The 22,598-nt window shown below is 71.4% G+C and carries 20 protein-coding genes and 1 pseudogene; 6 read left to right on the forward strand and 15 right to left on the reverse strand.

What is annotated here, in order from left to right; all coding sequences use genetic code 11:
- Positions 1-21 precede the first annotated feature (21 nt).
- The 4 genes from ACFYY7_RS35645 to ACFYY7_RS35660 form a co-directional block, all read right to left on the reverse strand.
- On the reverse strand, positions 22-1,440 hold the full coding sequence (locus ACFYY7_RS35645) for a sugar porter family MFS transporter (protein WP_388667934.1): 1,419 nt from the start codon (positions 1,438-1,440) through the stop codon (positions 22-24).
- A 121-nt stretch (positions 1,441-1,561) separates the two neighbouring features.
- On the reverse strand, positions 1,562-5,146 hold the full coding sequence (gene smc / locus ACFYY7_RS35650; RefSeq protein ID WP_388667935.1) for a chromosome segregation protein SMC: 3,585 nt from the start codon (positions 5,144-5,146) through the stop codon (positions 1,562-1,564).
- Positions 5,147-5,472: 326 nt separating this feature from the next.
- Positions 5,473-5,685: a hypothetical protein gene (locus ACFYY7_RS35655; protein WP_018551753.1), complete on the reverse strand. Its 213-nt coding sequence runs from the start codon at positions 5,683-5,685 to the stop codon at positions 5,473-5,475.
- Positions 5,686-6,101: 416 nt separating this feature from the next.
- Positions 6,102-6,383 (reverse strand): acylphosphatase, encoded by a 282-nt coding sequence (locus ACFYY7_RS35660; protein ID WP_030928628.1) that lies wholly within the window; start codon positions 6,381-6,383, stop codon positions 6,102-6,104.
- A gap of 120 nt (positions 6,384-6,503) precedes the next feature.
- Between ACFYY7_RS35660 and ACFYY7_RS35665 the strand changes: the two genes are divergently transcribed.
- The gene (locus tag ACFYY7_RS35665; RefSeq protein WP_388667936.1) at positions 6,504-7,421 is read left to right on the forward strand and encodes a CAP domain-containing protein; all 918 of its coding nucleotides are present in this window, start codon (positions 6,504-6,506) and stop codon (positions 7,419-7,421) included.
- 87 nt (positions 7,422-7,508) lie between these two features.
- Entirely contained in the window at positions 7,509-7,913 is a 405-nt protein-coding gene (locus ACFYY7_RS35670; protein WP_376416626.1) for a winged helix-turn-helix transcriptional regulator, read from the forward strand.
- On the opposite strand, the gene mutM is transcribed toward ACFYY7_RS35670, so the two are convergent.
- The 8 genes from mutM to recG form a co-directional block, all read right to left on the reverse strand.
- Complete coding sequence (mutM, locus tag ACFYY7_RS35675) at positions 7,886-8,746, reverse strand: bifunctional DNA-formamidopyrimidine glycosylase/DNA-(apurinic or apyrimidinic site) lyase (protein ID WP_388667937.1); 861 nt, start codon at positions 8,744-8,746, stop codon at positions 7,886-7,888. The genes ACFYY7_RS35670 and mutM overlap by 28 nt on opposite strands.
- A gap of 116 nt (positions 8,747-8,862) precedes the next feature.
- Complete coding sequence (gene rnc, locus ACFYY7_RS35680; protein WP_351254800.1) at positions 8,863-9,687, reverse strand: ribonuclease III; 825 nt, start codon at positions 9,685-9,687, stop codon at positions 8,863-8,865.
- A gap of 19 nt (positions 9,688-9,706) precedes the next feature.
- Complete coding sequence (rpmF, locus tag ACFYY7_RS35685) at positions 9,707-9,880, reverse strand: 50S ribosomal protein L32 (RefSeq protein WP_003965982.1); 174 nt, start codon at positions 9,878-9,880, stop codon at positions 9,707-9,709.
- A 2-nt stretch (positions 9,881-9,882) separates the two neighbouring features.
- Entirely contained in the window at positions 9,883-10,557 is a 675-nt protein-coding gene (locus ACFYY7_RS35690; RefSeq protein ID WP_266729449.1) for a DUF177 domain-containing protein, read from the reverse strand.
- Positions 10,558-10,731: 174 nt separating this feature from the next.
- Positions 10,732-11,823 carry a cell division initiation protein gene (locus ACFYY7_RS35695; RefSeq protein ID WP_388667938.1) on the reverse strand — a complete coding sequence of 364 codons (1,092 nt, stop codon included), beginning with the start codon at positions 11,821-11,823 and terminating at the stop codon, positions 10,732-10,734.
- A gap of 98 nt (positions 11,824-11,921) precedes the next feature.
- On the reverse strand, positions 11,922-12,401 hold the full coding sequence (coaD, locus tag ACFYY7_RS35700) for a pantetheine-phosphate adenylyltransferase (protein ID WP_351255069.1): 480 nt from the start codon (positions 12,399-12,401) through the stop codon (positions 11,922-11,924).
- A 26-nt stretch (positions 12,402-12,427) separates the two neighbouring features.
- Positions 12,428-13,012, reverse strand: coding sequence for a 16S rRNA (guanine(966)-N(2))-methyltransferase RsmD (rsmD, locus tag ACFYY7_RS35705; RefSeq protein ID WP_266729451.1), 585 nt, complete (start codon positions 13,010-13,012; stop codon positions 12,428-12,430).
- 116 nt (positions 13,013-13,128) lie between these two features.
- A complete protein-coding gene (gene recG / locus ACFYY7_RS35710) occupies positions 13,129-15,342 on the reverse strand; it encodes an ATP-dependent DNA helicase RecG (RefSeq protein ID WP_388667939.1) in 2,214 nt (737 codons plus the stop codon).
- Between the two features lie 437 nt (positions 15,343-15,779).
- Here recG and ACFYY7_RS35715 point away from each other — a divergent pair.
- Both ACFYY7_RS35715 and ACFYY7_RS35720 read left to right on the forward strand, forming a co-directional pair.
- Positions 15,780-16,010 (forward strand): annotated as a pseudogene (locus ACFYY7_RS35715) (HSP90 family protein); the annotation flags it as partial.
- Between the two features lie 743 nt (positions 16,011-16,753).
- Positions 16,754-17,992 carry a tetratricopeptide repeat protein gene (locus ACFYY7_RS35720; protein WP_388667940.1) on the forward strand — a complete coding sequence of 413 codons (1,239 nt, stop codon included), beginning with the start codon at positions 16,754-16,756 and terminating at the stop codon, positions 17,990-17,992.
- Between the two features lie 45 nt (positions 17,993-18,037).
- On the opposite strand, the gene ACFYY7_RS35725 is transcribed toward ACFYY7_RS35720, so the two are convergent.
- Positions 18,038-19,657: a DAK2 domain-containing protein gene (locus tag ACFYY7_RS35725; RefSeq protein WP_388667941.1), complete on the reverse strand. Its 1,620-nt coding sequence runs from the start codon at positions 19,655-19,657 to the stop codon at positions 18,038-18,040.
- A 260-nt stretch (positions 19,658-19,917) separates the two neighbouring features.
- Here ACFYY7_RS35725 and rpmB point away from each other — a divergent pair, with 260 nt between their 5' ends.
- Complete coding sequence (gene rpmB, locus ACFYY7_RS35730) at positions 19,918-20,103, forward strand: 50S ribosomal protein L28 (protein WP_030928661.1); 186 nt, start codon at positions 19,918-19,920, stop codon at positions 20,101-20,103.
- 107 nt (positions 20,104-20,210) lie between these two features.
- On the opposite strand, the gene thiD is transcribed toward rpmB, so the two are convergent.
- On the reverse strand, positions 20,211-21,017 hold the full coding sequence (gene thiD, locus ACFYY7_RS35735; protein ID WP_388667942.1) for a bifunctional hydroxymethylpyrimidine kinase/phosphomethylpyrimidine kinase: 807 nt from the start codon (positions 21,015-21,017) through the stop codon (positions 20,211-20,213).
- A gap of 10 nt (positions 21,018-21,027) precedes the next feature.
- Positions 21,028-22,035, reverse strand: coding sequence for a thiamine-phosphate kinase (locus tag ACFYY7_RS35740; protein WP_388667943.1), 1,008 nt, complete (start codon positions 22,033-22,035; stop codon positions 21,028-21,030).
- A gap of 324 nt (positions 22,036-22,359) precedes the next feature.
- Here ACFYY7_RS35740 and ACFYY7_RS35745 point away from each other — a divergent pair, with 324 nt between their 5' ends.
- Complete coding sequence (locus ACFYY7_RS35745; protein ID WP_072487263.1) at positions 22,360-22,593, forward strand: Lrp/AsnC family transcriptional regulator; 234 nt, start codon at positions 22,360-22,362, stop codon at positions 22,591-22,593.
- Positions 22,594-22,598: the final 5 nt, after the last annotated feature.

Raw genomic sequence — 22,598 nt, forward strand, 5'->3', positions numbered from 1 at the left:
CCAGCTCCTGACCGGCGGGGGTCAGCCCATCTCCTCCAGCGCCTTGCCCTTGGTCTCCTTCACGAACTTGAGCACGAAGGGGATCGAGAGCGTGGCGAAGCAGGCGTAGATGATGTACGTGCCCGACAGGTTCCAGTCGGACAGGCTCGGGAAGCTCGCGGTGATCGCCCAGTTGGCGATCCACTGCGCGGACGCGGCGACACCGAGCGCGGCGGCGCGGAGCCTGTTGGGGAACATCTCGCCGAGGAAGACCCAGACGACGACACCCCACGACAGGGCGAAGAAGAGCACGAACACATGGGCCGCGACGAGCGCCACGACGCCCTGGGTGGTGGGCAGTTTGCCGTCGACCAGGTCGGCGGAGAAGGCCCAGGCCTCGAAGGCGAGAGCGATGGCCATGCCGGTGGAGCCCGCCAGCGCGAGCGGTTTGCGGCCCACCCGGTCCACCAGGACCATCGCGATGACGGTACCGATGATGTTGATGATGGAGGTGGTGAACGACCAGAAGAACGAGGCGGTCGGGTCGATGCCGACGGACTGCCAGAGCGTCGCCGAGTAGTAGAACGCCACGTTGATGCCGACGAGTTGCTGGAAGACCGACAGTCCGATGCCGACCCAGACGATCGGCAGGAAGCCGAAACGGCTGCCGAGCAGGTCCGTGAACCTGGACTTGTGCTCGCGGTGCATCGCGGTCTCGATCTCGGTCACCCTGGCGTCCAGATCGACGTTCCTCCCCTCGACCTCCTCCAGGATCTTCCGGGCCCGGTCCTTCTTGCCGACCGAGATCAGGAACCGCGGCGACTCGGGGATCGCGAAGGACAGCAGCCCGTACAGGACCGCCGGGACGACCATCACGCCGAGCATCCACTGCCAGGCTTCGAGGCCGCCGATCTTTCCGCGCTGGTCACCGTCGGCCAGCTGCAGGATGCCGTAGTTGACCAGCTGGGAGATGGCGATGCCGACGACGATCGCCGCCTGCTGGAAGGAGCCGAGCCGGCCCCGGTAGGCGGGCGGCGAGACCTCCGCGATGTACGCCGGGCCGATCACCGAGGCCATACCGATGGCGAAACCGCCGATGATGCGCCACATCGCCAGGTCCCAGAGGGCGAACGGGAGCGCGGAGCCGACGGCGCTGATGGTGAAGAGCACGGAGGCGATCTGCATGCAGCGGATGCGGCCGATGCGGTCGGCGATGCGCCCCGCGGTGGCCGCGCCGATCGCGCAGCCGATCAGGGCGATGGCGATGACCTGGGCGAGCGTTCCCGAGCCGATGTCGTAGCGGCTGCGGATCGCCTCGACGGCGCCGTTGATGACGGAGCTGTCGTAGCCGAACAGGAAGCCGCCCATCGCGGCGGCCGCGGTGATGAAGATGACATGGCCGAGGTGGTCCGGGTGGGCCGCTCGGGCTCCGGACGCCGGTCCCTGCGAAGTGCTGGTCACATGAACTCCTGATGCCTGGCCACGTCGTCAGGTGTGGGGGTGAGCCCTTCCAAGTGGCACACAACTTCCCGGCCGCCACCACTTGAGTGGATCCGGCCCGGGAGCACTCGGTGAGCAGGGCTCAGCGCAGCCGCTGGCTGATGACCTTCGAGACCCCGTCGCCCTGCATCGAGACGCCGTACAGCGCGTCGGCGACCTCCATCGTCCGCTTCTGGTGCGTGATCACGATGAGCTGCGAGCTCTCCTGGAGCTCCTCCATGATCCGGATCAGCCGCTGGAGGTTGGTGTCGTCGAGCGCCGCCTCGACCTCATCCATCACATAGAACGGGCTCGGCCGTGCCTTGAAGATGGAGACCAGCAACGCCACCGCCGTGAGCGAGCGTTCGCCGCCGGACAGCAGCGAGAGCCGCTTGACCTTCTTGCCGGGCGGCCGCGCCTCGACGTCCACACCGGTCGCGAGCATGTTGTCCGGGTCGGTCAGGATCAGCCGGCCCTCGCCACCCGGGAAGAGCCGCGAGAAGACGCCCTCGAACTCGCGGGCCGTGTCCCGGTACGCCTCCGTGAACACCTGCTCGACCCGCTCGTCGACCTCCTTGATGACCTGTATCAGATCGGCCCGGGTCTTCTTCAGGTCCTCGAGCTGCTCGGAGAGGAACTTGTGCCGGTCCTCCAGCGCCGAGAACTCCTCCAGGGCGAGCGGATTCACCTTCCCGAGTTGCTGGTACGCCCGTTCGGCCGACTTCAGCCGCTTCTCCTGCTCGGCCCTGACGAACGGCTTCGGCCGGTTGCGCGGATGGTCCGGGTCCTGCGGCAGCTCCTCGCCCTCCGCGGCGGGTGACGGCGGTACGAGCTGGTCGGGGCCGTACTCCGCGGCCAGCCCGGCCGGCTCGACGCCCAGCTCCTCCAGCGCCTTCGCCTCCAGCTGCTCTATCCGCAGCCGCTTCTCGGCGCCGAGCACCTCGCCGCGGTGGACGGAGTCGGTGAGCTTGTCCAGCTCGCCCTTGAGCTCGCGGCCCCGGCCGCGCTCGGCCGCCAGCTCCCTCTCCCGCTCCGCCTTGGCGGCCTCGGCCACCGCCCGCTCGCGTTCGGCCCGTACGACGGACACCTCGACGTGCGCGAGCAGCTGACGGGCACCGGACGCGACGGCGGAGGCCACCGCCGCCTCGTGCCGCAGCCGGGCCCGGCGCCGCTCGGCGCGGGCGCGGGCCTCCCGTTCGGCGCGGGCACCCCGGTCGAGGGAGTCGGCGCGGCCGGCCAGTGCCTTGACCCGCTCCTCATGGGTACGCGCCTGGAGCCGGGCCTCCATCTCGGTCTGGCGGGCGTTGGCACCGTCGGCGGCGAGCCGGTCCCGTACGGAGGTGTCCGGCTCGTCCTCGACCGGCATCTCCTCGGCGACGAGCAACCGCTCGGCCAGCTCCTCGGCCTCCTCGGTCGCCCGCTCCAGGGCCTCCTGGGCGCGGGCCGCCGACGCGGTCATCCGCTCGGCCTCGCCCGCCGCGCCACGGGCCTGCCCGGCCAGCCGCCCCAGCTGCTGGGACACCCCGGACTTCTCCCGCTCGGCGGCCCTGCGCCGCTCCCCGAGCTCCTCGACCAGCGCGGCACCGGCCCGGCGTCGCTCCCCCGCGACCCGCTGCTCCTCGGTCAACCCGGCGCACTCCACGGCCAGTTCCTCCAGCTGGGCCGCGGCCTCGTCGACCGATGCCTGCACTTCGAGGAGGCTCGGCGCCCCGGCGGAACCGCCGTGCGCGAAGTGCGCCGAGAGGATGTCCCCCTCGGCCGTCACGGCCGTGAGCTCCGGGTGTACGGCGACGAGGTCCTCGGCGTCCTCCAGGGTGCCGACCACCACCATGCCCCGCACCAGACTGCGTACCGCGTCCATCAGTTCGACGGGCCCGCGGACGAGATCGGCCACGGCACGCGGCCCTCCGTCACCGGCACCACCACCGGCATCGCCGGCACCCCCCTCACCAGGGGCCTCGGCGCGCCGCACCGCGCCCAGCAGCAGCGCGGCCCGCCCCGCGTCCTGCTTGCGCAGCAGCCGGATCGCCTCCGCCGCCGTGGCCGGGTCCGTCACCGCGACCGCGTCCGCCGCCGCGCCCAGTGCCGCCGCCACCGCCACCTCGTGCCCCGGCGCCACCGTCAGGAGTTCCGCGGCCGGACCGACCAGACCCGACAGCCGGTCCCGCGCACCCAGCAGCGCGCCCGTGCCGTCCTTGCGGCGCAGACCGAGGGCCAGCGCCTCGTGGCGGGCCGCCACCGCCGCCCGCTTCCGTTCCGCGGCGGTGGCCGCCTCCCGGGCCGCGGAGTGCGCCGCCTCCGCCTCGGCGAGCTCCCGCTTGGCGGCGTCGTGCTGCTCGCCGAGCTCCTGATCACCGGCGTCCAGGCCCTCGACCTCGGCCCTGAGCTGTTCGTACTCCTCCTGGGCGGCGACCGCCCGCTCCTGCGCCTCGTCCCGGGAGGTGGCCAGCCGGTCGATCTCGGCCTGGGCCGAACCGGCACGGCTGCGGGCGGCGTTGACCTGCCCGTTCAGCCGGGCGAGCCCCTCGCGGCGGTCCGCGATGGCGCGGGCGGCGTCCTTGAGCCTGCGCTCCTCGGCCACCAACTCCCGTTCCAGCTCGGCACGGTGGGCCGAGGTGTCCTCCAGCGCGTGTTCCGCGGCCTCCAGCGCGGCGGTCAGCTCCGCCTCCTGCTCGCGGATCCGGGCCGCCTCCCGCTCCATCTCCTCGGGATCGCGACCGCGCCGCTCCTCCTCCGGAGCGGCCGAGGCGCTCTTCACCCGGGCATCGGCCAGCGAGATCGTGCCGCGCACCCGCTCGGCCAGCTGGGACAGCTCGTACCAGGTCTGCTGGGCGCGCTGGAGCCGCGGCGCCAGCCGCCGTACCTCGTCCTCCAGCTCCGCCTCGCGCGCCAGGGCCGCCTTGAGTTCCGCCTCTGCGGCCTCCCGGCGCTGCTTGAGCGCCGCCTCGTCGGCGATCTCGCTGCTCAGCGCCGTGCGCAGCCGCACCAGGTCGTCGGCGAGCAGCCGCAGCTTGGCGTCGCGCAGGTCGGCCTGGATGACGGCGGCCCGGCGCGCCACGGCGGCCTGCCGGCCGAGCGGTTTCAGCTGCCGCCGCAGTTCGTCGGTGAGGTCCTGGACGCGGGCGAGATTGGCCCCCATCGCGTCCAGTTTCCGCAGCGCCTTCTCTTTCCGCTTGCGGTGCTTGAGCACACCGGCGGCTTCCTCGATGAACGCGCGACGGCCCATCGGATCGGCGTGGAGCACGGAGTCCAGCTGGCCCTGACCGACGATGACGTGCATCTCGCGGCCGATGCCGGAGTCCGAGAGGAGTTCCTGGATGTCCAGCAGCCGGCAGGTGTCGCCATTGATCTGGTACTCGCTGCCGCCATTGCGGAACATGATCCGAGTGATCGTCACTTCGGCGTACTCGATGGGCAGCGCACCATCGGAATTGTCGATGGTCAGCGACACTTCGGCCCTGCCGAGCGGCGGCCGCCCGGTGGTGCCGGCGAAGATCACGTCTTCCATCTTGCCGCCGCGCAGGGATTTGGCGCCCTGTTCGCCCATGACCCAGGAGAGCGCGTCCACCACATTGGACTTGCCGGACCCATTGGGGCCGACGACGCATGTGATGCCGGGTTCGAACCGCAGCGTCGTGGCGGAGGCGAACGATTTGAAACCACGCAGGGTCAGGGCCTTGAGGTGCACGCCGCCGGACTCTACCTTTCGCTCTCGGTTTCGCTGATGAAGGTGCAGGGCACATCAGACGGTAAGGGAAGGGGTGTACGCGGGGGCGGCTACCGCGCAGTTTCCGAGCGGAAAAGGATCCGAGCGGAAAAAGAAAGAAGGGACGCCTGAGCGTCCCTTGTAAAACTTGTGCGGTGTTGCTGGTGCAGCTGCGCATGACGGATCAAGGACATGTCACGGCGGTGACAGATCAAGAGCAGTGATCTTCAATGATCCGGCGGCAATCCGGGTGATGATCTCAAACGGCTGACGCGCACGCGGCCCGACCGGCCCCTGGGGGCCATCGGTCAGGTCAGCGCCGGCTCCGCCTGAGGTACGTCGATGTCGATGCTGTCGAGCAGCGACTCTTGGTGCTGGGCGGCGGCGTTCAGCGCGTCGTTCTCGTCCTGAATCCGTACGAGCTCGGATTCGAGGTCCTGGACGCGCTGCTGGAGCCGTCGCATCTCGGCGAGGAGTCGCGGGTCGGAACCGCCGACGTAACCGAGAAGCGCCTTTGCCATGATGGATGGTCCTCCACACTGAGTGACCGACCGATGCGGTGTGGGTCGTGAGGGAATCGCACCCGCGGTGCTCGGCAGTGCTCTGTAGTCACTGCTGTTCTGCTGCCAAACAGCTCTGCCAAACAGCTAAGGTGCGCGGGGATTTCAGCGTCTCACCAAAAAGTTTGACGGTCAACACGATCACACCCTGTAGAGGCGGGCGGCCCGGGGGCGCGCGGCTGGGCGATCATGCGGCGCGACTCTCCTGCGGGGCCCTGCGGGGCGTGGAGATCATCCTTACTGCCGCAGCCTGGCACGCCAACCGAATCTTGGCAACCACCCGGACATTCCGCAGGTCACCCCGTCCGGTAACCCCTCGCCGCGTTTCGAACACGGTCCGAACATGGCCTGTTCCGCACCCCCGGAACGGACCCGGTTCAGCGGATCGCGAAGCCCTCGTAACCGCCGCGCGGGGTGTCCCATATCTCAGTGACTCCGTCGACGCGTCCGGGTGTGTCGTCCGAGCGCAGCCACTCCAGCAGACGGTGGCAATTCTCACGCCGCCCCTCGGCGACGACCTGCACCCTGCCGTCGTCGAGATTGAGGGCGAAGCCGGTGAGCCCACCGATCTCGAGGGCGTTCGCCCTGGTGAACCAGCGGAATCCCACCTGCTGCACTCGGCCGCGTACCCATGCGGTGAGTCGTACATCTTCGTTCATGCCCGAACGCTAACCGGCCGATTGCTCGCGGAGCACTTTCTGCCGTCGGGCCATGGCGTACAGTCCCGACGCAATGGACTCACTCGAACGGGTGATTCGTATTGACGAAGGGCTCAGCAGATGGGACGCCATCGACGCTCCGCGACAGCCTCCACTGCCGAGGACCACGCGGCGGAAGGCGCGGGACGAAGCCGGGGCGGGCACCGCAGGAAGCGGTCCGCGGCCCCGGTCCGGACCGGACTGGTCGGCGTGTCCGCGGCCCTCGCCGTGGGAGCCGTGGCGGTGGCCTCCGGCCTGGTACCCGGCGGCGACACCTACTCGCTGGGCGGCAGCTCCGACCGGGTACGCACCGCGGGCACCCCGGATCTGCTGACCCAGGACGGCTCCTCCACCGCACCGGCCGACCGGTCCACCGCGTCCGGACCGGCCAGCCGCGGCACCGGACGGGCCGAGGGCCCGACCAGCGCTCAGTCCCCCACCGGATCCCCGTCGTCCGCCTCGAAGACCTCCGGGCCGGCCGAGCGGACGGAGCCTTCCCGGTCCGCCCCGTCGAAGACCCCTTCGGCCGGGACCGGGAAGAGCACCGCTCCCGCCGCCGAGAAGTCGTCGGCCGCGCCGAAGACCTCCGCCCCCGCGACCCGCAGCGCCTCGGCCCCGGCCGACTCCTCGGTCCCGTCCGCCGTGCTCGCCCTGGTCAACCAGGAGCGCGCGAAGGTCGGCTGCAGCCCGCTGACCGCCAACTCCTCGCTCGCCTCGCTCGCCCAGGACTTCAGCGAGGACATGGCCGCCCGCGGCTTCTTCGACCACACCGACCCGGACGGCCGGACCCCGTGGGACCGCGCCTCGAAGGCCGGTGTGCAGGGCCTCGCGGCCGAGAACATAGCCCGTGGCCAGGCGACCGCGCAGGCCGTGATGGACTCCTGGATGGACAGCCCCGGCCACCGGGCGAACATTCTCAACTGCGACTACCGGACGCTCGGCGTCGGTGTGCACTACGGCTCCGGTGGCCCCTGGTGGACCCAGGACTTCGGCTTCTGACTGCGGCCAGCCCGGCGCTCACCCGCAGAAAGCGCACTCCGGTGGTGAGCGCTGTGCGGGCGTACGCTGCTCGGCATGGACGAGAGTATGGGCGACAGCAAGGACGAGAACACCCGTCCGGACACGCTCGCCTTCGACGTGTTCTCCCGGCAGTGCCCCTCACGCTCCACCCTGGAGCATGTCACCGGGCGCTGGGGCAGCCTGACGCTGGGAGCGCTGTACGAAGGCGGCTTCCGCTTCAACGAACTCCGCCGCCGGGTCGACGGGGTCAGCGAGAAGATGCTCTCCCAGACCCTCCACGCCCTGGAACGGGACGGCCTGGTCCACCGCGAGGCCCAGCCGACCAATCCCCCGCGCGTCGACTACGAGCTGACGCCCCTGGGCCGGCAGGTGGCCGAACGGCTGCTCGCGCTGATCGAGCTCGTCGAGGGCCGGATGCCCGAGGTGCTCCGGGCCCGTGACGGCTACGACGAGGCGCGCGGCGGCCGCTGACAGCGCGGGCAGAAGTAGCTGGAGCGGTTCATCCAGGGGCGGCGGCGCATCGGCGTGCCGCAGCGGTGGCAGGGCTCGTCCTCGCGTCCGTAGGCGTCGAGCGAGCGGTCGAAGTAGCCGGATTCGCCGTTCACGTTGACGTAGAGGCTGTCGAAGCTGGTGCCGCCCTGGTCGAGCGCCGCGGTCATCACGTCGCGGACATGGCCGAGCAGTTCGGCGGCCTTGGGGCGGGTGAGGCTCGCGGTCGGCCGGTCGTAGTGCAGTCTGCTGCGCCAGAGCGCCTCGTCCGCGTAGATGTTGCCGACGCCGCTGATCAGCGACTGGTCGAGCAGGGCCCGCTTGACGGTCGTACGGCGCAGGCGCAGCGCCGCGTGGAAGGCGTCGTCGTCGAACGCCGGGTCCAGCGGGTCGCGGGCGATGTGCGCGATGGTGTCGGGCAGCCCGTCGGGCGTGTTCTCGTGGAGCGAGAGCCCGCCGAAGGTCCGCTGGTCGACGAAGCGGAGCTCGGTGCCGAGGGAGTCGTCGAAGCGGATCCGGATGCGCAGATGCTTCTCGTCCGGGGCGTCCTGCGGCTGCACCAGCAGCTGGCCGCTCATCCCGAGGTGACCCAGCAGCGAGCTGGACGCGTCGTCCAGCGGCACCCAGAGGTACTTGCCGCGGCGCATCGCCGTTCCGAAGCGGGCGCCGCCGAGCCGGGCCGCGAAGTCCACGCCGCCGGCGAGATGGCGGCGGACCGCACGCGGGTGCAGCACCTCGACGTCATCGACGGTGCGGCCGGCGACCCAGCGTTCGAGACCACGCCGTACGACTTCGACCTCGGGCAGCTCGGGCACGGTGTCGCTCCTGAAGGAATGCAGAATGCAGAATGCTCTGATTGAACAATATTGAACAATACGGTTCCGGGCAGGAAGAACCCCCCGGTGCACAGGGCACCGAGGGGTTCTCGGGGTCAGGCCGGAGCGGCGTCCGTGGACGGCGACGGGCCGGGCGGGGTGTCGGTGGCCCCTCCCTCGGCAGCGGCCTTCGCCGCAGCCGCCCGTTCCTCCGCGGCGGCGCTGATCTCGCGCCAGGCGGACTCCGCCGCCTGCTGCTCCGCTTCCTTCTTGCTACGGCCGGTGCCGGTGCCGTACGAGACACCACCGACGCGAGCAGCAGCAGTAAAGGTCTTCTCGTGGTCCGGGCCGGTCTCCGTGACGATGTACTCGGGGACTCCGAGGCTCTCGCCGGCGGTGAGCTCCTGGAGGCTGGTCTTCCAGTCCAGGCCGGCACCGAGGTTCGAGGACCTGTCGATCAGCGGGTCGAAGAGCCGGTGGACCAGCTCCGAGGCCGCGCTGAGGCCCTGGTCGAGATAGACCGCGCCGATCACCGCTTCGAGGGTGTCGGCGAGGATGGACGCCTTGTCCCTGCCACCCGTGCCCTCTTCACCGCGGCCGAGCCGGATGAAGGAGCCGAGTTCCAGGCCGCGGCCCACTTCCGCAAGCGCACGCGAGTTGACCACCGCGGCCCGCAACTTGGCCAGCTGGCCTTCGGGCAGGTCGGGGTGGGTTCGGTACAGCGTGTCCGTGACCACCAGGCCGAGCACCGAGTCCCCGAGGAATTCGAGCCGCTCGTTGGTGGGCAGACCGCCGTTCTCGTACGCGTACGAACGGTGGGTCAGCGCACGCACCAGAAGGGCGGTCTCGAGTTGATACCCGAGCCGCCCTTCCAGAAGCGTGTGGGACGAGGCTGTGTTGACGTTGTCTGCCTTCTTCTTGGCATTGGACAACTCAGACATCGGGCCTCTCACCAGCCGCTCAGACCTCGAGGACCTGGCGCTTGTTGTACGTGCCGCAGCTGGGGCACGCGATGTGCTGCAGCTTCGGCTCCTGGCAACGCTCACACGAAACCAGGGTGGGGACCGCAGCCTTCCACTGCGACCGGCGGTGGCGCGTGTTGCTGCGCGACATCTTCCGCTTCGGAACAGCCACGGCTACTTCTCCTGCTTCTCGTCGACGCCCGCTTCGGCGCCGCCCATGTTGTCCTTCTCGCCGTCCTGAACGGTGTCGGCGAGTCCCTGCAATGCCGCCCAACGGATGTCGACGGCATCATGGTGGTGGTCGGGGTTCTCGTCCAGCCTGATTCCGCATTCGGAACACAGACCGGCACAGGACTCCCGGCACACCGGCTGCATCGGCAGTGCGAGCACCACCGCATCGCGCAGCACTGGTTCGAGGTCGAACAGACCGTCCTCGATGAAGAGCCTGTCCTCGTCGTCCTCGGCGTCGTCGGCCGGCTCCGCCTTGCTGCTGCGGCCCCGGTCATCGGCGTCAGGGTACGAGAACATCTCCTGGAAGTCCGCAGCGACCTCTTGGCGCAGCGGCTCCAGACACCTTACGCACTCCCCCTCGGCCGACGCACGGGCGGTGCCTGTGACAAGCACCCCTTCCATGACCGACTCAAGGCGGAGGTCCAGCTCCACGGGCGCGCCTTCCGGCACACCGATGACCCCTTCGATGCCGAGGACAGCCGGCGGACCGGGTGCGTCCACGGTGCGGGAGAGCCGCTGGAGGGCACCGGGACGCCGGCCCAGCTCGTGCGTATCGAACACGAGGGGGTTTCGGTGGTCGAGGTGGCCGTTCAGGGCTTTTCCTGCTTTCGAAATCATGTGCAACGCACATCGTGGGGAGGGCCGACCGGATTCGGAGTCGAAACGGGCAGCCGGGATCGCGGACATACGCGCGACCGAAGAGCCAGGATACTGGACGCGCCGCCCAGCTCCCAATCCGGGCCGCCGGGACCGTCCGGGCCTCGGGCTGCCGGGCCGGGCGGCCCCGTCCGGTCAGCGCTCCTGTTCGTACCGGCGGAGCTGGTCCAGGTCGATCATGCTGGTGTCGAACAGGCTGGTCTCGTCGAGGGCGCTCTCGCCCTGCTGCTGGACCTGCTGGGCCTGGGCGGGCTGCTGCTGCCAGCCGTCGTACCCCTGGACGGGGACCTGGGCCTGGGGCTGCTGCTGGGACTGGTCGTAGCCCTGCTGCTGATAGGCCGCGGCGTACGGATCCGGCTGCTGCTGGTAGCCGTAGACGTCCTGCTGCGGCTGCCCCTGGTACGCGTAGGTCTCCGCGTAGCCCGAGCCCGGCTGGGCCTGGGCGGGGAAGTGCGGCTGGGCCTGCTGGTGGACCGGCTGGGGCTCCGGGGTGGCGAGCCCGGCGAGGCCGGCCCAGTGGTCCTCGTCGCTCATGTGCGTCTGGTTGCCCGCCGCGTCCTGGGCGGCCACGTGCGCGCCGAGCTCGTCGGTGGCGACCCGGCCGTGCAGCTTCTGCCGGCCGCGGCCGACCGCGTCCAGGGTCTTGGCGAGCACGGCCTCGAAGGCGCCCAGCTTGGTGTCCACGTACTCGTCCGCCCGACGCTGGAGCGTGGCCGGGTCGGCGCTGCGCTCGGGCGCCTCGGCGAAGTCCGGGTCCTCGTAGCCCTGCTCGTCGAAGGGCTGGCCGCGGCCGAGGAGCTTCTCGCGGCCGCGGTCGACGGAGCCGATCGTCTTGGTGAGGACGACCTCGAAGTTGGCGAGCTTGCTGTCGACGTACTCGTCGGCCTCGGCGCGGACCTCGGCGGCCTCCCGGCGGGCCTCGTCGAGGATGCGGTCGGCCTCGCTGCGGGACTGCCTGGCGATCTCGGTGTCGGAGATCAGCGAGGTGCGTTCGGCGCGGGCGGCGCCGATGATCCGCTCGGCCTCCTGGCGGGCCTGTTCGGCCAGCTGCTCCTGGCCGCCGATGAGCTCCTGGGCGTGGGCGAGCGAACCGGGCAGGGCCTCGCGCACCTCTTCGAGCATCGCGAGCAGTTCGGCGCGGTTGACCACGCACGAAGCCGACATGGGCATCGACCGGGCGTTCCCGACCGCTTCGACGATCTCGTCGAGCTTCTTCTGCACGTCCACCGTGTGCTCGCCACTCTCTACAGCCGATTGGAGACGGACGGGACGACTGTAAGGCCAGTCGGCGCCCGTCCGACACCTGGTGACGGACCGTCAGCGGTTCACTGCTGAGCGAGACGTTCGGTGAGGGCCTCGTGGACCAGCGGGGGAAGCAGGTGGGAGACGTCTCCGCCCCAGGTCGCGACCTCCTTGACCAGGGAGGACGACAGGAAGCTGTAGGTGGGATTGGTCGGCACGAAGAGCGTCTCGACGCCGGAGAGGCCGTTGTTCATCTGGGCCATCTGGAGCTCGTAGTCGAAGTCGCTGACGGCCCGCAGGCCCTTGACGATCGCCGGGATGTCGCGCTGCTTGCAGAAGTCGACCAGGAGGCCGTGGAAGGACTCCACCTGGACGTTGCCGAACTCCGTGGTGACCTGGCGGATCAGGTCGATCCGCTCGTCGACCGTGAACAGGCCCTTCTTGGACTGGTTGATCATCACCGCGACGTGTACGACGTCGTACAGCTTCGAGGCGCGGCCAATGATGTCGAGGTGTCCATTGGTGATGGGGTCGAATGACCCCGGACAGACGGCGCGGCGCAACTTGATTCCCTCGCTCTCCGGTCCGGTCATCGTGCGTCTTCGCACGTAGAGGCGGCGCGACCGTACCAAAGCGTTCCTTCGCCGTAGCGACGGGCCCGCAACGGTTCGAATCCCTTGGGCCAGCCGAATTCTCCGCCTCTGGTGCTGCGTTCCACGGTGACGAGGGCATCGGCCGTGAGCCAGCCCTGAGCACGGAGTGTGAGCAGTATCTCGCCAAGATCGTCGTCGGTGACGGCGTACGGCGGGTCCAGGAACACCACGTCGTAGGGGTCCCCCGGAGCCGGTCCTGTCACGATCTGTTCGGCTTTGCCGGTGCGGACCTCGGCGCCGGGCAGGCCGAGGGTGCGGACGTTGTCCCGGACGGTGCGGACGGCCTTGGGGTCGGCCTCGACGAGCAGGGCGTGCACCGCGCCGCGGGAGAGCGCCTCCAGGCCGACGGCCCCGGACCCCGCGTACAGATCGGCGATGCGGATGCCCTCCAGGCTGCCGAGGAGCGCTTCCCAGGTGGAGAAGAGGCCCTCGCGCGCACGGTCGGAGGTGGGGCGGGTGCCGGTGCCGGGCGGAACGGCCAGGCGGCGTCCGCCGGCCGAGCCGGCGATCACGCGGGTCATGGGTGTCAGGTCCTCGGTTCGTGGGCGGCCCGCGGGGTGCCGCGGCGACGTGCCACCCACGATATGGCGTCGTCGCGGATCGGGCCCGCGCACCCGGCGTCCCCCGCCGGTCCCGGTCAGCCCTTGTCGAGGTACTGCTCGCGCTCCTTGTCGAGCAGCGCGTCCAGCGCGGTCCGCAGCTCCGGCAGGTGTTCGAGCTCCGGGTCGGCGGCAACGATCGCGACGGCCTCCTCGCGTGCTGCGGCGATGACCTCCTCGTCGTCGATGACGGTGAGCATCCGCAGCGAGGAGCGGACCCCGGACTGGGCCTGGCCGAGGACATCGCCCTCGCGGCGCTGCTCCAGGTCGATCCGGGAGAGCTCGAAGCCGTCCAGGGTGGCGGCGACCGCGGAGAGGCGGGCACGGGCGGGACTGGCCTCGTGGGCCTCGCTGACCAGCAGGCAGAGCCCGGGGGCGGAGCCCCGGCCGACCCGGCCGCGCAGCTGGTGCAGCTGGGAGACGCCGAAGCGGTCGGCGTCCATGATCACCATGGCGGTGGCGTTGGGGACGTTGACGCCGACCTCGATGACGGTGGTGGCGACCAGGACGTCGACCTCGCCCGCGGCGAAGCGGCGCATCACGTCGTCCTTGTCGTCGGGGTTCATCCTGCCGTGCAGCACCTCGATGCGCAGACCTGCCAGGGGGCCCTTGGTGAGCTGCTCGGCGATCTCCAGCACGGCGAGCGGCGGGCGCTTGTCGCCCTCGGCCTCGGGGGCCTTCTTCGCCTTCTTCCCGGCCGCCTCGTCGTCGGCGTCGTCGCCGATGCGGGGGCAGACCACGTACGCCTGGTGTCCGTTCTCCACTTCTTCCCGCACCCTTTCCCAGGCGCGGCTGAGGAAGTGCGGCTTGTCCTTGGCGGGCACCACATGGCTGGCGATGGGCGAGCGGCCGGCCGGGAGCTGGTCCAGTACGGAGGTCTCCAGGTCGCCGAAGACGGTCATGGCGACCGTACGGGGAATGGGGGTGGCCGTCATGACCAGCAGGTGCGGCGGCTGCTTCCCCTTCGTGCGCAGAGCGTCGCGCTGCTCCACACCGAAGCGGTGCTGTTCGTCGACGACGACCAGGCCCAGGTCGTGGAACTGGACCTTGTCCTCGATCAGGGCATGGGTGCCGATCACGATCCCGGCCTCGCCGGTGACGAGGTCGAGGAGCGCCTGCCGGCGGGCCGCGACGCCCATCGAACCGGTGAGCAGCACCACCTTCGTCCCCTGCTCGGAGCCGCCCAGCATGCCGCCCTCGGCCAGCTCCCCCATCATTTCCGTGATCGAGCGGTGGTGCTGCTGGGCGAGCACCTCGGTGGGCGCGAGCATCGCGGCCTGCCCGCCCGCGTCGACGACCCCGAGCATGGCCCGCAGCGCGACCATGGTCTTCCCCGATCCGACTTCGCCCTGGAGGAGCCGGTGCATCGGGTGCTCGGTCGCGAGGTCGTCGAAGATCTCCTTGGAGACCTTCTGCTGCCCGTCGGTGAGGGTGAAGGGCAGCTTGGCGTCGAAGGCGTCGAGCAGCCCGCCGGGCACGGGTCTGCGGGCCACGGCCGGGAGCTGGGTGTCGGCGTACCTGCGGCGGGCCAGCGCGACCTGGAGGACGAAGGCCTCGTCCCACTTCAGCCGGTCCCTGGCCTCGGCGATGTCCGCCTTGGTCTGCGGGCGGTGGACCTTGAGCAGCGCCTCGGGGAGCGCCGTGAAGCCGCGGCCCTCGCGCAGGCCCGGCGGCAGCGGGTCGACGGCCTCCTGCGCGCTGGGCAGCACCGTGTCGACGGCCTTGGCGATCCGCCACGAGTCCAGCTGCTTGCAGGCCGGGTAGATCGGCAGCAGCCGCCCGGCGAAGGCGTCCACCGCCTCCGCAGCCTCAGCCCCGTCGGCGGATTCGGCGTCCAGCAGCTGGTACGTGGGGTGGGCCAGCTGCATCTTGCGGTTGAAGACGGAGACCTTGCCCGCGAACATCGCCCGGCGGCCGGGCAGCAGCTCCTTGTGCGGCTTGTGGACGCCGTGGCCGAAGAAGACCAGCTGGAGCCGGCCGTGGCCGTCGGTGAGGGTCACTTCCAGGCGCTTGCCGCGGCCGTTGTTGAACATCAGGACGCGGGCGTCGGCGACCTGGGCGACCACCGTCACATGCTCGTCCAGCGGCAGGTCGGCCAGCGCCGTGAGCCGGCCGCGCTCCTCGTACCGCCGCGGGTAGTGGTGGAGCAGATCACCGACCGTGTGCAGGTCGAGGTGTTCGGCCATCACCTTCGCGGTGGCTCCGCCGAGCAGCTTCTTGAGGGGTTCATCGAACGCAGACACGCGATCCATTGCACACCACAGCACTGACAGATGTCCGGCGGGCACCACCCGGAACCTGTGAATCCCCTGGTCGCAACCGTCGCCGCGCCGCTGAGGGCTGTCCCGTAATCCCTGGTGGATCAGCGTGCGGCGTCAGACGCGGTACATCGCAAGGCGGAGGGACGCCCGAATACTGGATGTATTCGGGCGTTCCGACAACGCGGCGAGGTGCCGTGGCTGTCGTCGCACGCCCACCAGGGATTACGGGACAGCCCTTAAGGTCGGCTCCCACGCTTCCGGCTCGCGATCACCTCACAAGGGATCGCCCGACCCGCGCTGTCGCGAGTGCCTCACCGGACGAGGCACAGGCCCCCACCGGCGCTGCGACGAGGACACCTGAGACCTCAGCGAATTCCGCGTCCCCCGAACACACCGGTTCCTCCGGCCGGTCCCCGCACACTTTCCAGGTGGATCTGCGCGGACTGGTCGACCTTCTCTCCCGCCACCTCTACTCCTCCCCGCGGGTCCACCTCCGCGAGCTGCTGCAGAACGCCGTGGACGCCATCACGGCCCGCCGCGCCGAGCAGCCGGACGCGCCCGCCCTGGTGCGGCTGCACGCGGACGGCGGGCGGCTCCGGATCGAAGACAGCGGGATCGGTCTGACCGAGACCGATGTGCACAGCCTGCTCGCGACGATCCAGGCGGTGCACGGCGAGGAACTCCGCGAGCCGTTGGCGCAGCGCCCGCTGCGGCCGGCCGACTCGGCGGCACGCGGCAGATCGCCCAGGTGGCGGGCGATCTCCAGCTCGCCCTGGCACACGGCACGCTCGGAGTGACCGGCGAGCCGGTAGCGGTGCTCCATCTCGCTCTGCCACTTCTCGATCGCGGCGAGCGGGATGTGCGGCTGGTCGACCACGGAGCTGGAGACCCACTTGAACATCCGCTCGGCCTGGGCGACGAGGCGCTGGAGAGCTGGGCGCCGGTGCTGGCCGGTGAGCACTCCTGCGCCCACGAGCCGCACGCCGTGCTGGCGGCCTCGCTGCTGCCGTTGCTGCGGACCGGCCGGCCGGAGCAGGCCCGTGCCCATCGTCTGCGCGGGTACCGGATGGTCCGGTCGATGGAGAGCATGCGGAACGCGGCCGCGCAGCACGTCGAGTTCTGCGCCCTGACCGGCAACGAGGCCCCGCGGCCTGGAGATCCTCGCCGAGCGGCCCGCGTACTTCACCGACAGCGGCAACCCCGGCAGCCTGATGGACTACCTGGCCGTCACGGCGCTGCTGATGGACCGGCTGACCGTGCTCGGCCACGGCGGGCAGTCGGTGCCGGGTCCGGCCGGGACCGACTGGACCGCCTCCTCTCTGGCCGCGCACGCCCGCGCGCGGGCGCTGGAGCTGGCCGCCCTGTTCGATGGGCGCAACGGCACCGCGCAGTCGGCAAGCTGGTGCGGGAGCGACTGGACCGCCGGCCGCTGGTGGACCGGCTGCCACTCGGTGTACGGGCCGGGCAGCCGGCCGCCCCGCCCGGGAAACCGGAGGCCGCCCCGGCGCCTTCCCCGGGGACACCTGCGAGGACGCCGCCGAACCTGACCGCCCTGCTGGCCGAGGCGCACCGTCTCTCCGACGCCCAGCACCCGGACGCCGGGGCGGCCTGGGAAGCCGTCGCCCGCCGGGCCGCCGAACCGGACGGGGCCGCGGCCGGTCTGTCGGACCACGACCGCGCGTGCGTCGAGGACCACCGGGCGATGTACGGCTCGCTCCCGCCCGCCGAGGCGATGGCGGCCTTCGGGAGGGCCGCCGCGCTCTACGAGGCCGCGGGCGACCCGGGCGAGGCCGCCGCCGCGACGGGCCGGGCCGCGTACGCCCGCGCACTGGAGCCCGGCGGGGCGGACGGGGCGCTGGCCGCGATCGCGCCGGTGGTGGACCGGATCCTGGCCCTGTACGCCGACGGCGCGGCCACCGCCCGCCAGGCGGGCGCCGCACTGGTGTGCCGGGCCCGCATCCTCGCCCGGCTGGTGCAGGACGCCCCGGACGAGGCGGCCGCCGAATCGGCCCTCGCCGGTCTCGAACAGGGGGCGCGGGAGCTGCTCGCGTTCACCGAACCGCTGCGCGGGAAGCCGGGGGTGGCCACCCGGACCGCGGAGGCGCTGGATCTGCTCGGCGATGTCGCGGCGTTCCGCGGCGACCCGCACGGCGCGCTGGAGCGGTACGAGCGGGCCGCCGCCGAGACCGATGGAGCCGGGCTGTCCTGGTACGCGGTCGAGTACCTGGCCAAGGCGTCCGGGCTCGCCGCCCAACTGGAGGAGTACGGGCGGGCGGAAGCGGCGGCACGGGCCGCGCTGGAACACGGGGCGGCGTTCGTCCCGGCGCGCGGGCGGGCCCGGCTGCATCTGCGGCTCGCCGAAGTCCTCGCCGGTAACGGGCAGTTCACCGAGGCGGTCGAGCAGGCGCTGGACGCCGCGCACTGGGCGGACGAGTCGGGCGAGGGCGGGACGCTCGGGGCCCATGCCCGCCATCAGCTCGGCGGCTGGCTGCTCCGGCTGGGCCGTCCGGACGCCGCCCGGGAGCGGGCCCGGAGGGTCCTGGAGATCCACGGGGCCGGGGAGCCGGACGAGACGGGCGAGGAGCGCCGCGCGGAGGCCGAGGCGCTGCTGGAGTACGTGGGGCGGCGAACCGGCGCCTAGAAGAAGGCTGCCGGGCGGCCCCCGGCAGCCTTCGGGCCGACCCCGCTACTCCACCCCGATGAGCAGCGGAGCGCTCTGGCGGCCGCCCCGGTACACCACCGTGTCCACCGCCAGATAGCCCTCGCGCACGTGCTCCTCCAGCGCGTCCGCGAGGCTGTCGGGGACGTCCTCGCCGAGGACCAGGGTGACCAGTTCGCCGCCCGCCGCCAGCATCCGGTCCAGCACGTCGCGGGCGGTCCGCGGTACGTCCCCGCCGATGACCGCGACGTCGCCGTCGATCAGGCCCAGCACGTCGCCGGCCTGGCAGATGCCCGCCATGGTCCAGGACTGCCGTTCGGCTACGGCGAGTTCGGCGTAGCGGGTGGCGCCGGCGGCGGCGGTCATCGCCACCACGTCCTCGTCGAAGCTGCGGTCGGGTTCGTGGACGGCGAGGGCCGCGATGCCCTGGACGGCGGCCCTGGTCGGGATCAGGGCGACCCGGACGCCCTGGGCGCGGGCCTGTTCGGCGGCGGCCGCGGCGGTGTGGCGCAGCTCCGCGTCGTTGGGCAGCAGGACCACCTCTCGGGCGTGCGCCCGGAGGATCGCGTCGACCAGTTCGCCGCTGGCGGGCGGCTCGCCGGGGCGGGCCAGCACCGTGGCGGCCCCTGCCTCCTTGCACAGGTCGCGGAGCCCGTCGCCGGGGACCAGTACGACGACCGCGCGCTGCACGGGCTCGGCGTGGGGGTGCACCCGGTCCGCGCCGAAGTGGGTGATCCGGATCCGGTACGGCCGCCCGGCCTCGACCCCGGCCTCCACGGCGGCGCCCGCGTCGTCGACGTGCACATGGACGTTCCACAGTCCGTCGCCGCCCACCACCACGAGCGAGTCGCCGAGCCGGTCGAGCCGGGTCCGCAGCCGGTCCACCGCGTCGTCCGTGGCCTCCAGCAGGTAGATGACCTCGAAGGCCGGTCCGCCCTCCGCGTCGGCCTCCGCGCAGTCGTCCGGCACGGGAAGGATCGGCATCGCCGTCCGACGGTGCTCGGGCGCCTGCCCGCAGACCGCTTCGACGAGCGCCCCGAGCACCGTCACCAGGCCCCGTCCGCCGGCGTCCACGACGCCCGCCCGGCCTAGGACGGCGAGCTGTCCGGGGGTCGCCTCCAGGGCCGTGCGCGCCCCTTCGTACGCCGCCCGTGCGACCTGTGTGGTCCCGGCGCCGTCCTCGGTGCGGGCGGCGGCCTCGGCAGCCGCGGTGGCCACGGTGAGCACGGTGCCCTCGACGGGGTGGGCCACGGCCTGCCGGGCCGCCGCGGCGGCGACGGCGAGCGCCCGGCGCAGCCGGTCCGCGTCATGGCCGTCGGCCAGTACCCCCGCCATCCCGCGCAGCAACTGGGCCAGGATCGTGCCGGAGTTCCCTCGGGCGCCGATCAGGGCGCCGTGCGCCATGGCCCGTACCGCGTCGGCCGTGGCGGGCGCGGTCCCGCCGGTCTCGTGGGCGGCGAAGACCGCTTCGACGGCCTGGGTCGCGGATTCCACGGTGAGATAGAGGTTCGTCCCGGTGTCCCCGTCGGCGACGGGATACACGTTGATCGCGTCGATCGCCTCGCGCTCCCGGCCCAGCGCCTCCAGCGCCAGTGAGCACCAGGTACGCACCGCGACGGCGTCCATGTCGTCGGCGGTCTGCGGCACCTGTCGGTCCTCCTCGGATTCGGCCGTGGGCGGCCGGCTGCATCGCAGAGTAGTACCCCGCGCACCGGTTCCGGCGGGGACAGGGGGCGGGAGGGGGGCGGTGAAACCCATGGTAGTTTCGTTCTACCGACGCAGCCGTTGTATGCTGCTTCGGTTGCCCGATGAGAGTCGGGCCATCCCTCCGGTACCGCCACTTCAGTCAAATGATTCCGGCGCGCCGGATTTCACTGTAAGTGCATCTGAAGTCTTTGGAGTGACCCGTGGCTGCCAACTGCGACGTCTGCGGCAAGGGGCCGGGCTTCGGCAACAACATTTCGCACTCGCACCGCCGTACGTCCCGTCGCTGGAATCCCAACATCCAGCGCGTGCGTGCCGTGGTCGGTCGGACGCCGAAGCGGCTCAACGTCTGCACCTCGTGCATCAAGGCCGGCAAGGTCGCGCGCTGACGTTCCCGTCGTAGCGCAGCCTTCCGGTTGCCCAAAAAGCCGGTCCACCTCGGTGGACCGGCTTTTTGCTGCGCCCCCGGCCTTTTCGTGCCGTGCGCCGGGCGCCCTCAGCCGGTGCGCGTCCGCCAGCCGTGGTCGACCGGGCCGATCCCGGAGCCCAGCGGGAAGCCCGCCATGATCGCCCCGGTGACGTACGCCTTCGCGTGCCGTACCGCCGTGGGCACGTCCTGTCCCAGGGCCAGCCCGCAGGCGATGGCCGAGGCGAGGGTGCAGCCGGTGCCGTGGGTGTGGCGGTTGTCGTGCCTGGGGGCGCGCAGCCAGTGCTCCTCGGCGCCGTCCGTCAGCAGGTCGACGGGCTCCCCCGGCAGATGACCGCCCTTGACGACGACCCAGCGCGGTCCGAACTCCAGCAGCGCGGCGGCGGCCCGCCGCAACCCGGCCTCGTCTTCCACATGGATGCCGGTGAGCTGGGCCACCTCGTCCAGGTTCGGGGTGGCGACCGTGGCGACCGGCAGCAGTTTCGTCCGCACGGAATCGAGCGCCTCGGCGGCCAGCAGCGGATCGCCGTGCTTGGAGACGCCGACCGGATCGACGACGGCCGGGGCGCCGGTGGCGGCGAGGAGTCCGGCCACGGTCTCCACGAGGACGGCCGACGACAGCATTCCGGTCTTGACCGCCTGCACCCCGATGTCGTCGACGACACTGCGGTACTGGGCGCGCACCGCCTCGGCGGGCAGTTCCCAGGCGCCCTGCACCCCCAGCGAGTTCTGGGCGGTGACGGCGGTCAGCACGCTCATCCCGTGCACACCGTGCGCCAGCATCGTCTTCAGGTCGGCCTGGATGCCCGCACCGCCGCCGGAGTCGGATCCGGCGACGGTGAGGACACGGGCGGGTACAGCAGCAGATATGGGCATACGCCGAAATCTACTGCGGCCTGTCCGACCCTGATCCGCCGGACAGGCCCTGGGCGTCCTCGATGTCCCCGAAGTGGTCCCAGCCGCTCTTGCTGGTCCACGGCGCCCCGTCGACCGTCACCTGCGGCAGCGCGGAGGGGTTGAGGACCTCGCCGATCACCTTCCAGCGGGCGGGCAGCTTCACGTCCGGCGGGAAGGTGGCGACGATCGCGTGGTCCTCGCCGCCGGTCAGCACCCACTGGAGCGGGTCGACGCCGACGGCCTGCCCGATGTCGGACATCTGCGAGGGGATGTCGATGAGCCCCGAGCGCAGATCGATGCGGACCTTGCTGGCCTCGGCGATGTGCCCGAGGTCGGCGACGAGCCCGTCGCTCACGTCCGTCATCGCGGTGGCGCCGAGTCCGGCGGCCGCGGGGCCCGCGTGGTACGGCGGTTCGGGGCGCCGGTGGGCCTCCACGAAGGCGCGCGGCGAACGGAAGCCGCGGGAGAGCACCGCGTACCCGGCGGCGGACCAGCCGAGCCAGCCGGTGACGGCGACGACGTCGCCGGGCTGGGCGCCGGAGCGGGTGACCGGCTCATGGTTGCGCAGATCGCCCAGCGCTGTGATCGAGACGGTGATCGTCTCGCCGCGCACCACGTCGCCGCCGACCACGGCCGCGCCCGCGACCTGGCACTCGTCGCGGATGCCGTCCATCAGCTCGCCGGCCCAGGTGACTGGGAGTTCGGCGGGGACGACCAGGCCGAGCAGCAGCGCGGTGGGCACCGCGCCCATGGCGGCGATGTCGGCGAGGTTCTGGGCGGCGGCCTTGCGGCCGACGTCGTACGCCGTCGACCAGTCACGGCGGAAGTGCCGTCCTTCCAACAGGATGTCCGTACTGGCCACGACCCTGCGGTCGGGAGCGGTCACGACCGCGGCGTCGTCGCCGGGGCCGAGCCGTACTGCCGGAGTGGTGGTGAGCCGGGAAGTGAGCTCCCTGATGAGCCCGAACTCCCCCAACTCGCCCACGGTTCCCTTCACCGAGTCTCACCTCTCATCTATCGCGCCGGACGGTCGTCCGGGCTGCTTCGGCGGCCGGGGGTCCGTGCCTTGGACCGGCCGCCGCCCCGGGGAACGGTCCGCACCGCTGGTCAACGCCATGCCCGTCCCCCTTCCGGACCGCTGCGCTTGCGGTCGCGGGCCGTCACTGCTGTCGGTACTGTCAAGAGATACGTCAACTTGTGTCTTGTGTATGCCACGCTGTGGGCGTCAACGGTCCGCAGGTCTCCCCGCGGCACGCGGCAACGCGATACCGTGGCGTCCCTTTCTCCCCCACATGATCCTCGTGGCCGCCCTGGAGGTTCCGTGGTACAGGCGTACATCCTTATTCAGACCGAGGTGGGCAAGGCGTCGACCGTCGCCGAGACCATCGCCAGAGTTCCGGGAGTGATCCAGGCAGAGGACGTCACCGGCCCCTACGACGTGATCGTGCGCGCCCAGGCCGACACGGTCGATGAACTCGGCCGCATGGTGGTCGCCAAGGTCCAGCAAGTGGAAGGCATCACCCGAACCCTGACCTGCCCGGTCGTCCATCTGTAGCCCCC

Origin of the sequence: Streptomyces sp. NPDC001933, assembly GCF_042890955.1 — a bacterium.
In the GTDB taxonomy this organism is placed as follows: Bacteria; Actinomycetota; Actinomycetes; order Streptomycetales; family Streptomycetaceae; genus Streptomyces.

Bases quoted from the DNA above. Each gene is read 5' to 3' on its own strand.
- ACFYY7_RS35655 (WP_018551753.1), bottom strand. From the start codon at position 5,685: ATGGCAAAGGCGCTTCTCGGTTACGTCGGCGGTTCCGACCCGCGACTC.
- ACFYY7_RS35660 (WP_030928628.1), bottom strand. From the start codon at position 6,383: ATGAACGAAGATGTACGACTCACCGCATGGGTACGCGGCCGAGTGCAG.
- ACFYY7_RS35665 (WP_388667936.1), top strand. From the start codon at position 6,504: ATGGGACGCCATCGACGCTCCGCGACAGCCTCCACTGCCGAGGACCAC.
- ACFYY7_RS35670 (WP_376416626.1), top strand. From the start codon at position 7,509: ATGGGCGACAGCAAGGACGAGAACACCCGTCCGGACACGCTCGCCTTC.
- rnc (WP_351254800.1), bottom strand. From the start codon at position 9,687: ATGTCTGAGTTGTCCAATGCCAAGAAGAAGGCAGACAACGTCAACACA.
- ACFYY7_RS35690 (WP_266729449.1), bottom strand. From the start codon at position 10,557: ATGATTTCGAAAGCAGGAAAAGCCCTGAACGGCCACCTCGACCACCGA.
- rsmD (WP_266729451.1), bottom strand. From the start codon at position 13,012: ATGACCCGCGTGATCGCCGGCTCGGCCGGCGGACGCCGCCTGGCCGTT.
- recG (WP_388667939.1), bottom strand. From the start codon at position 15,342: ATGGATCGCGTGTCTGCGTTCGATGAACCCCTCAAGAAGCTGCTCGGC.
- thiD (WP_388667942.1), bottom strand. From the start codon at position 21,017: ATGCCCATATCTGCTGCTGTACCCGCCCGTGTCCTCACCGTCGCCGGA.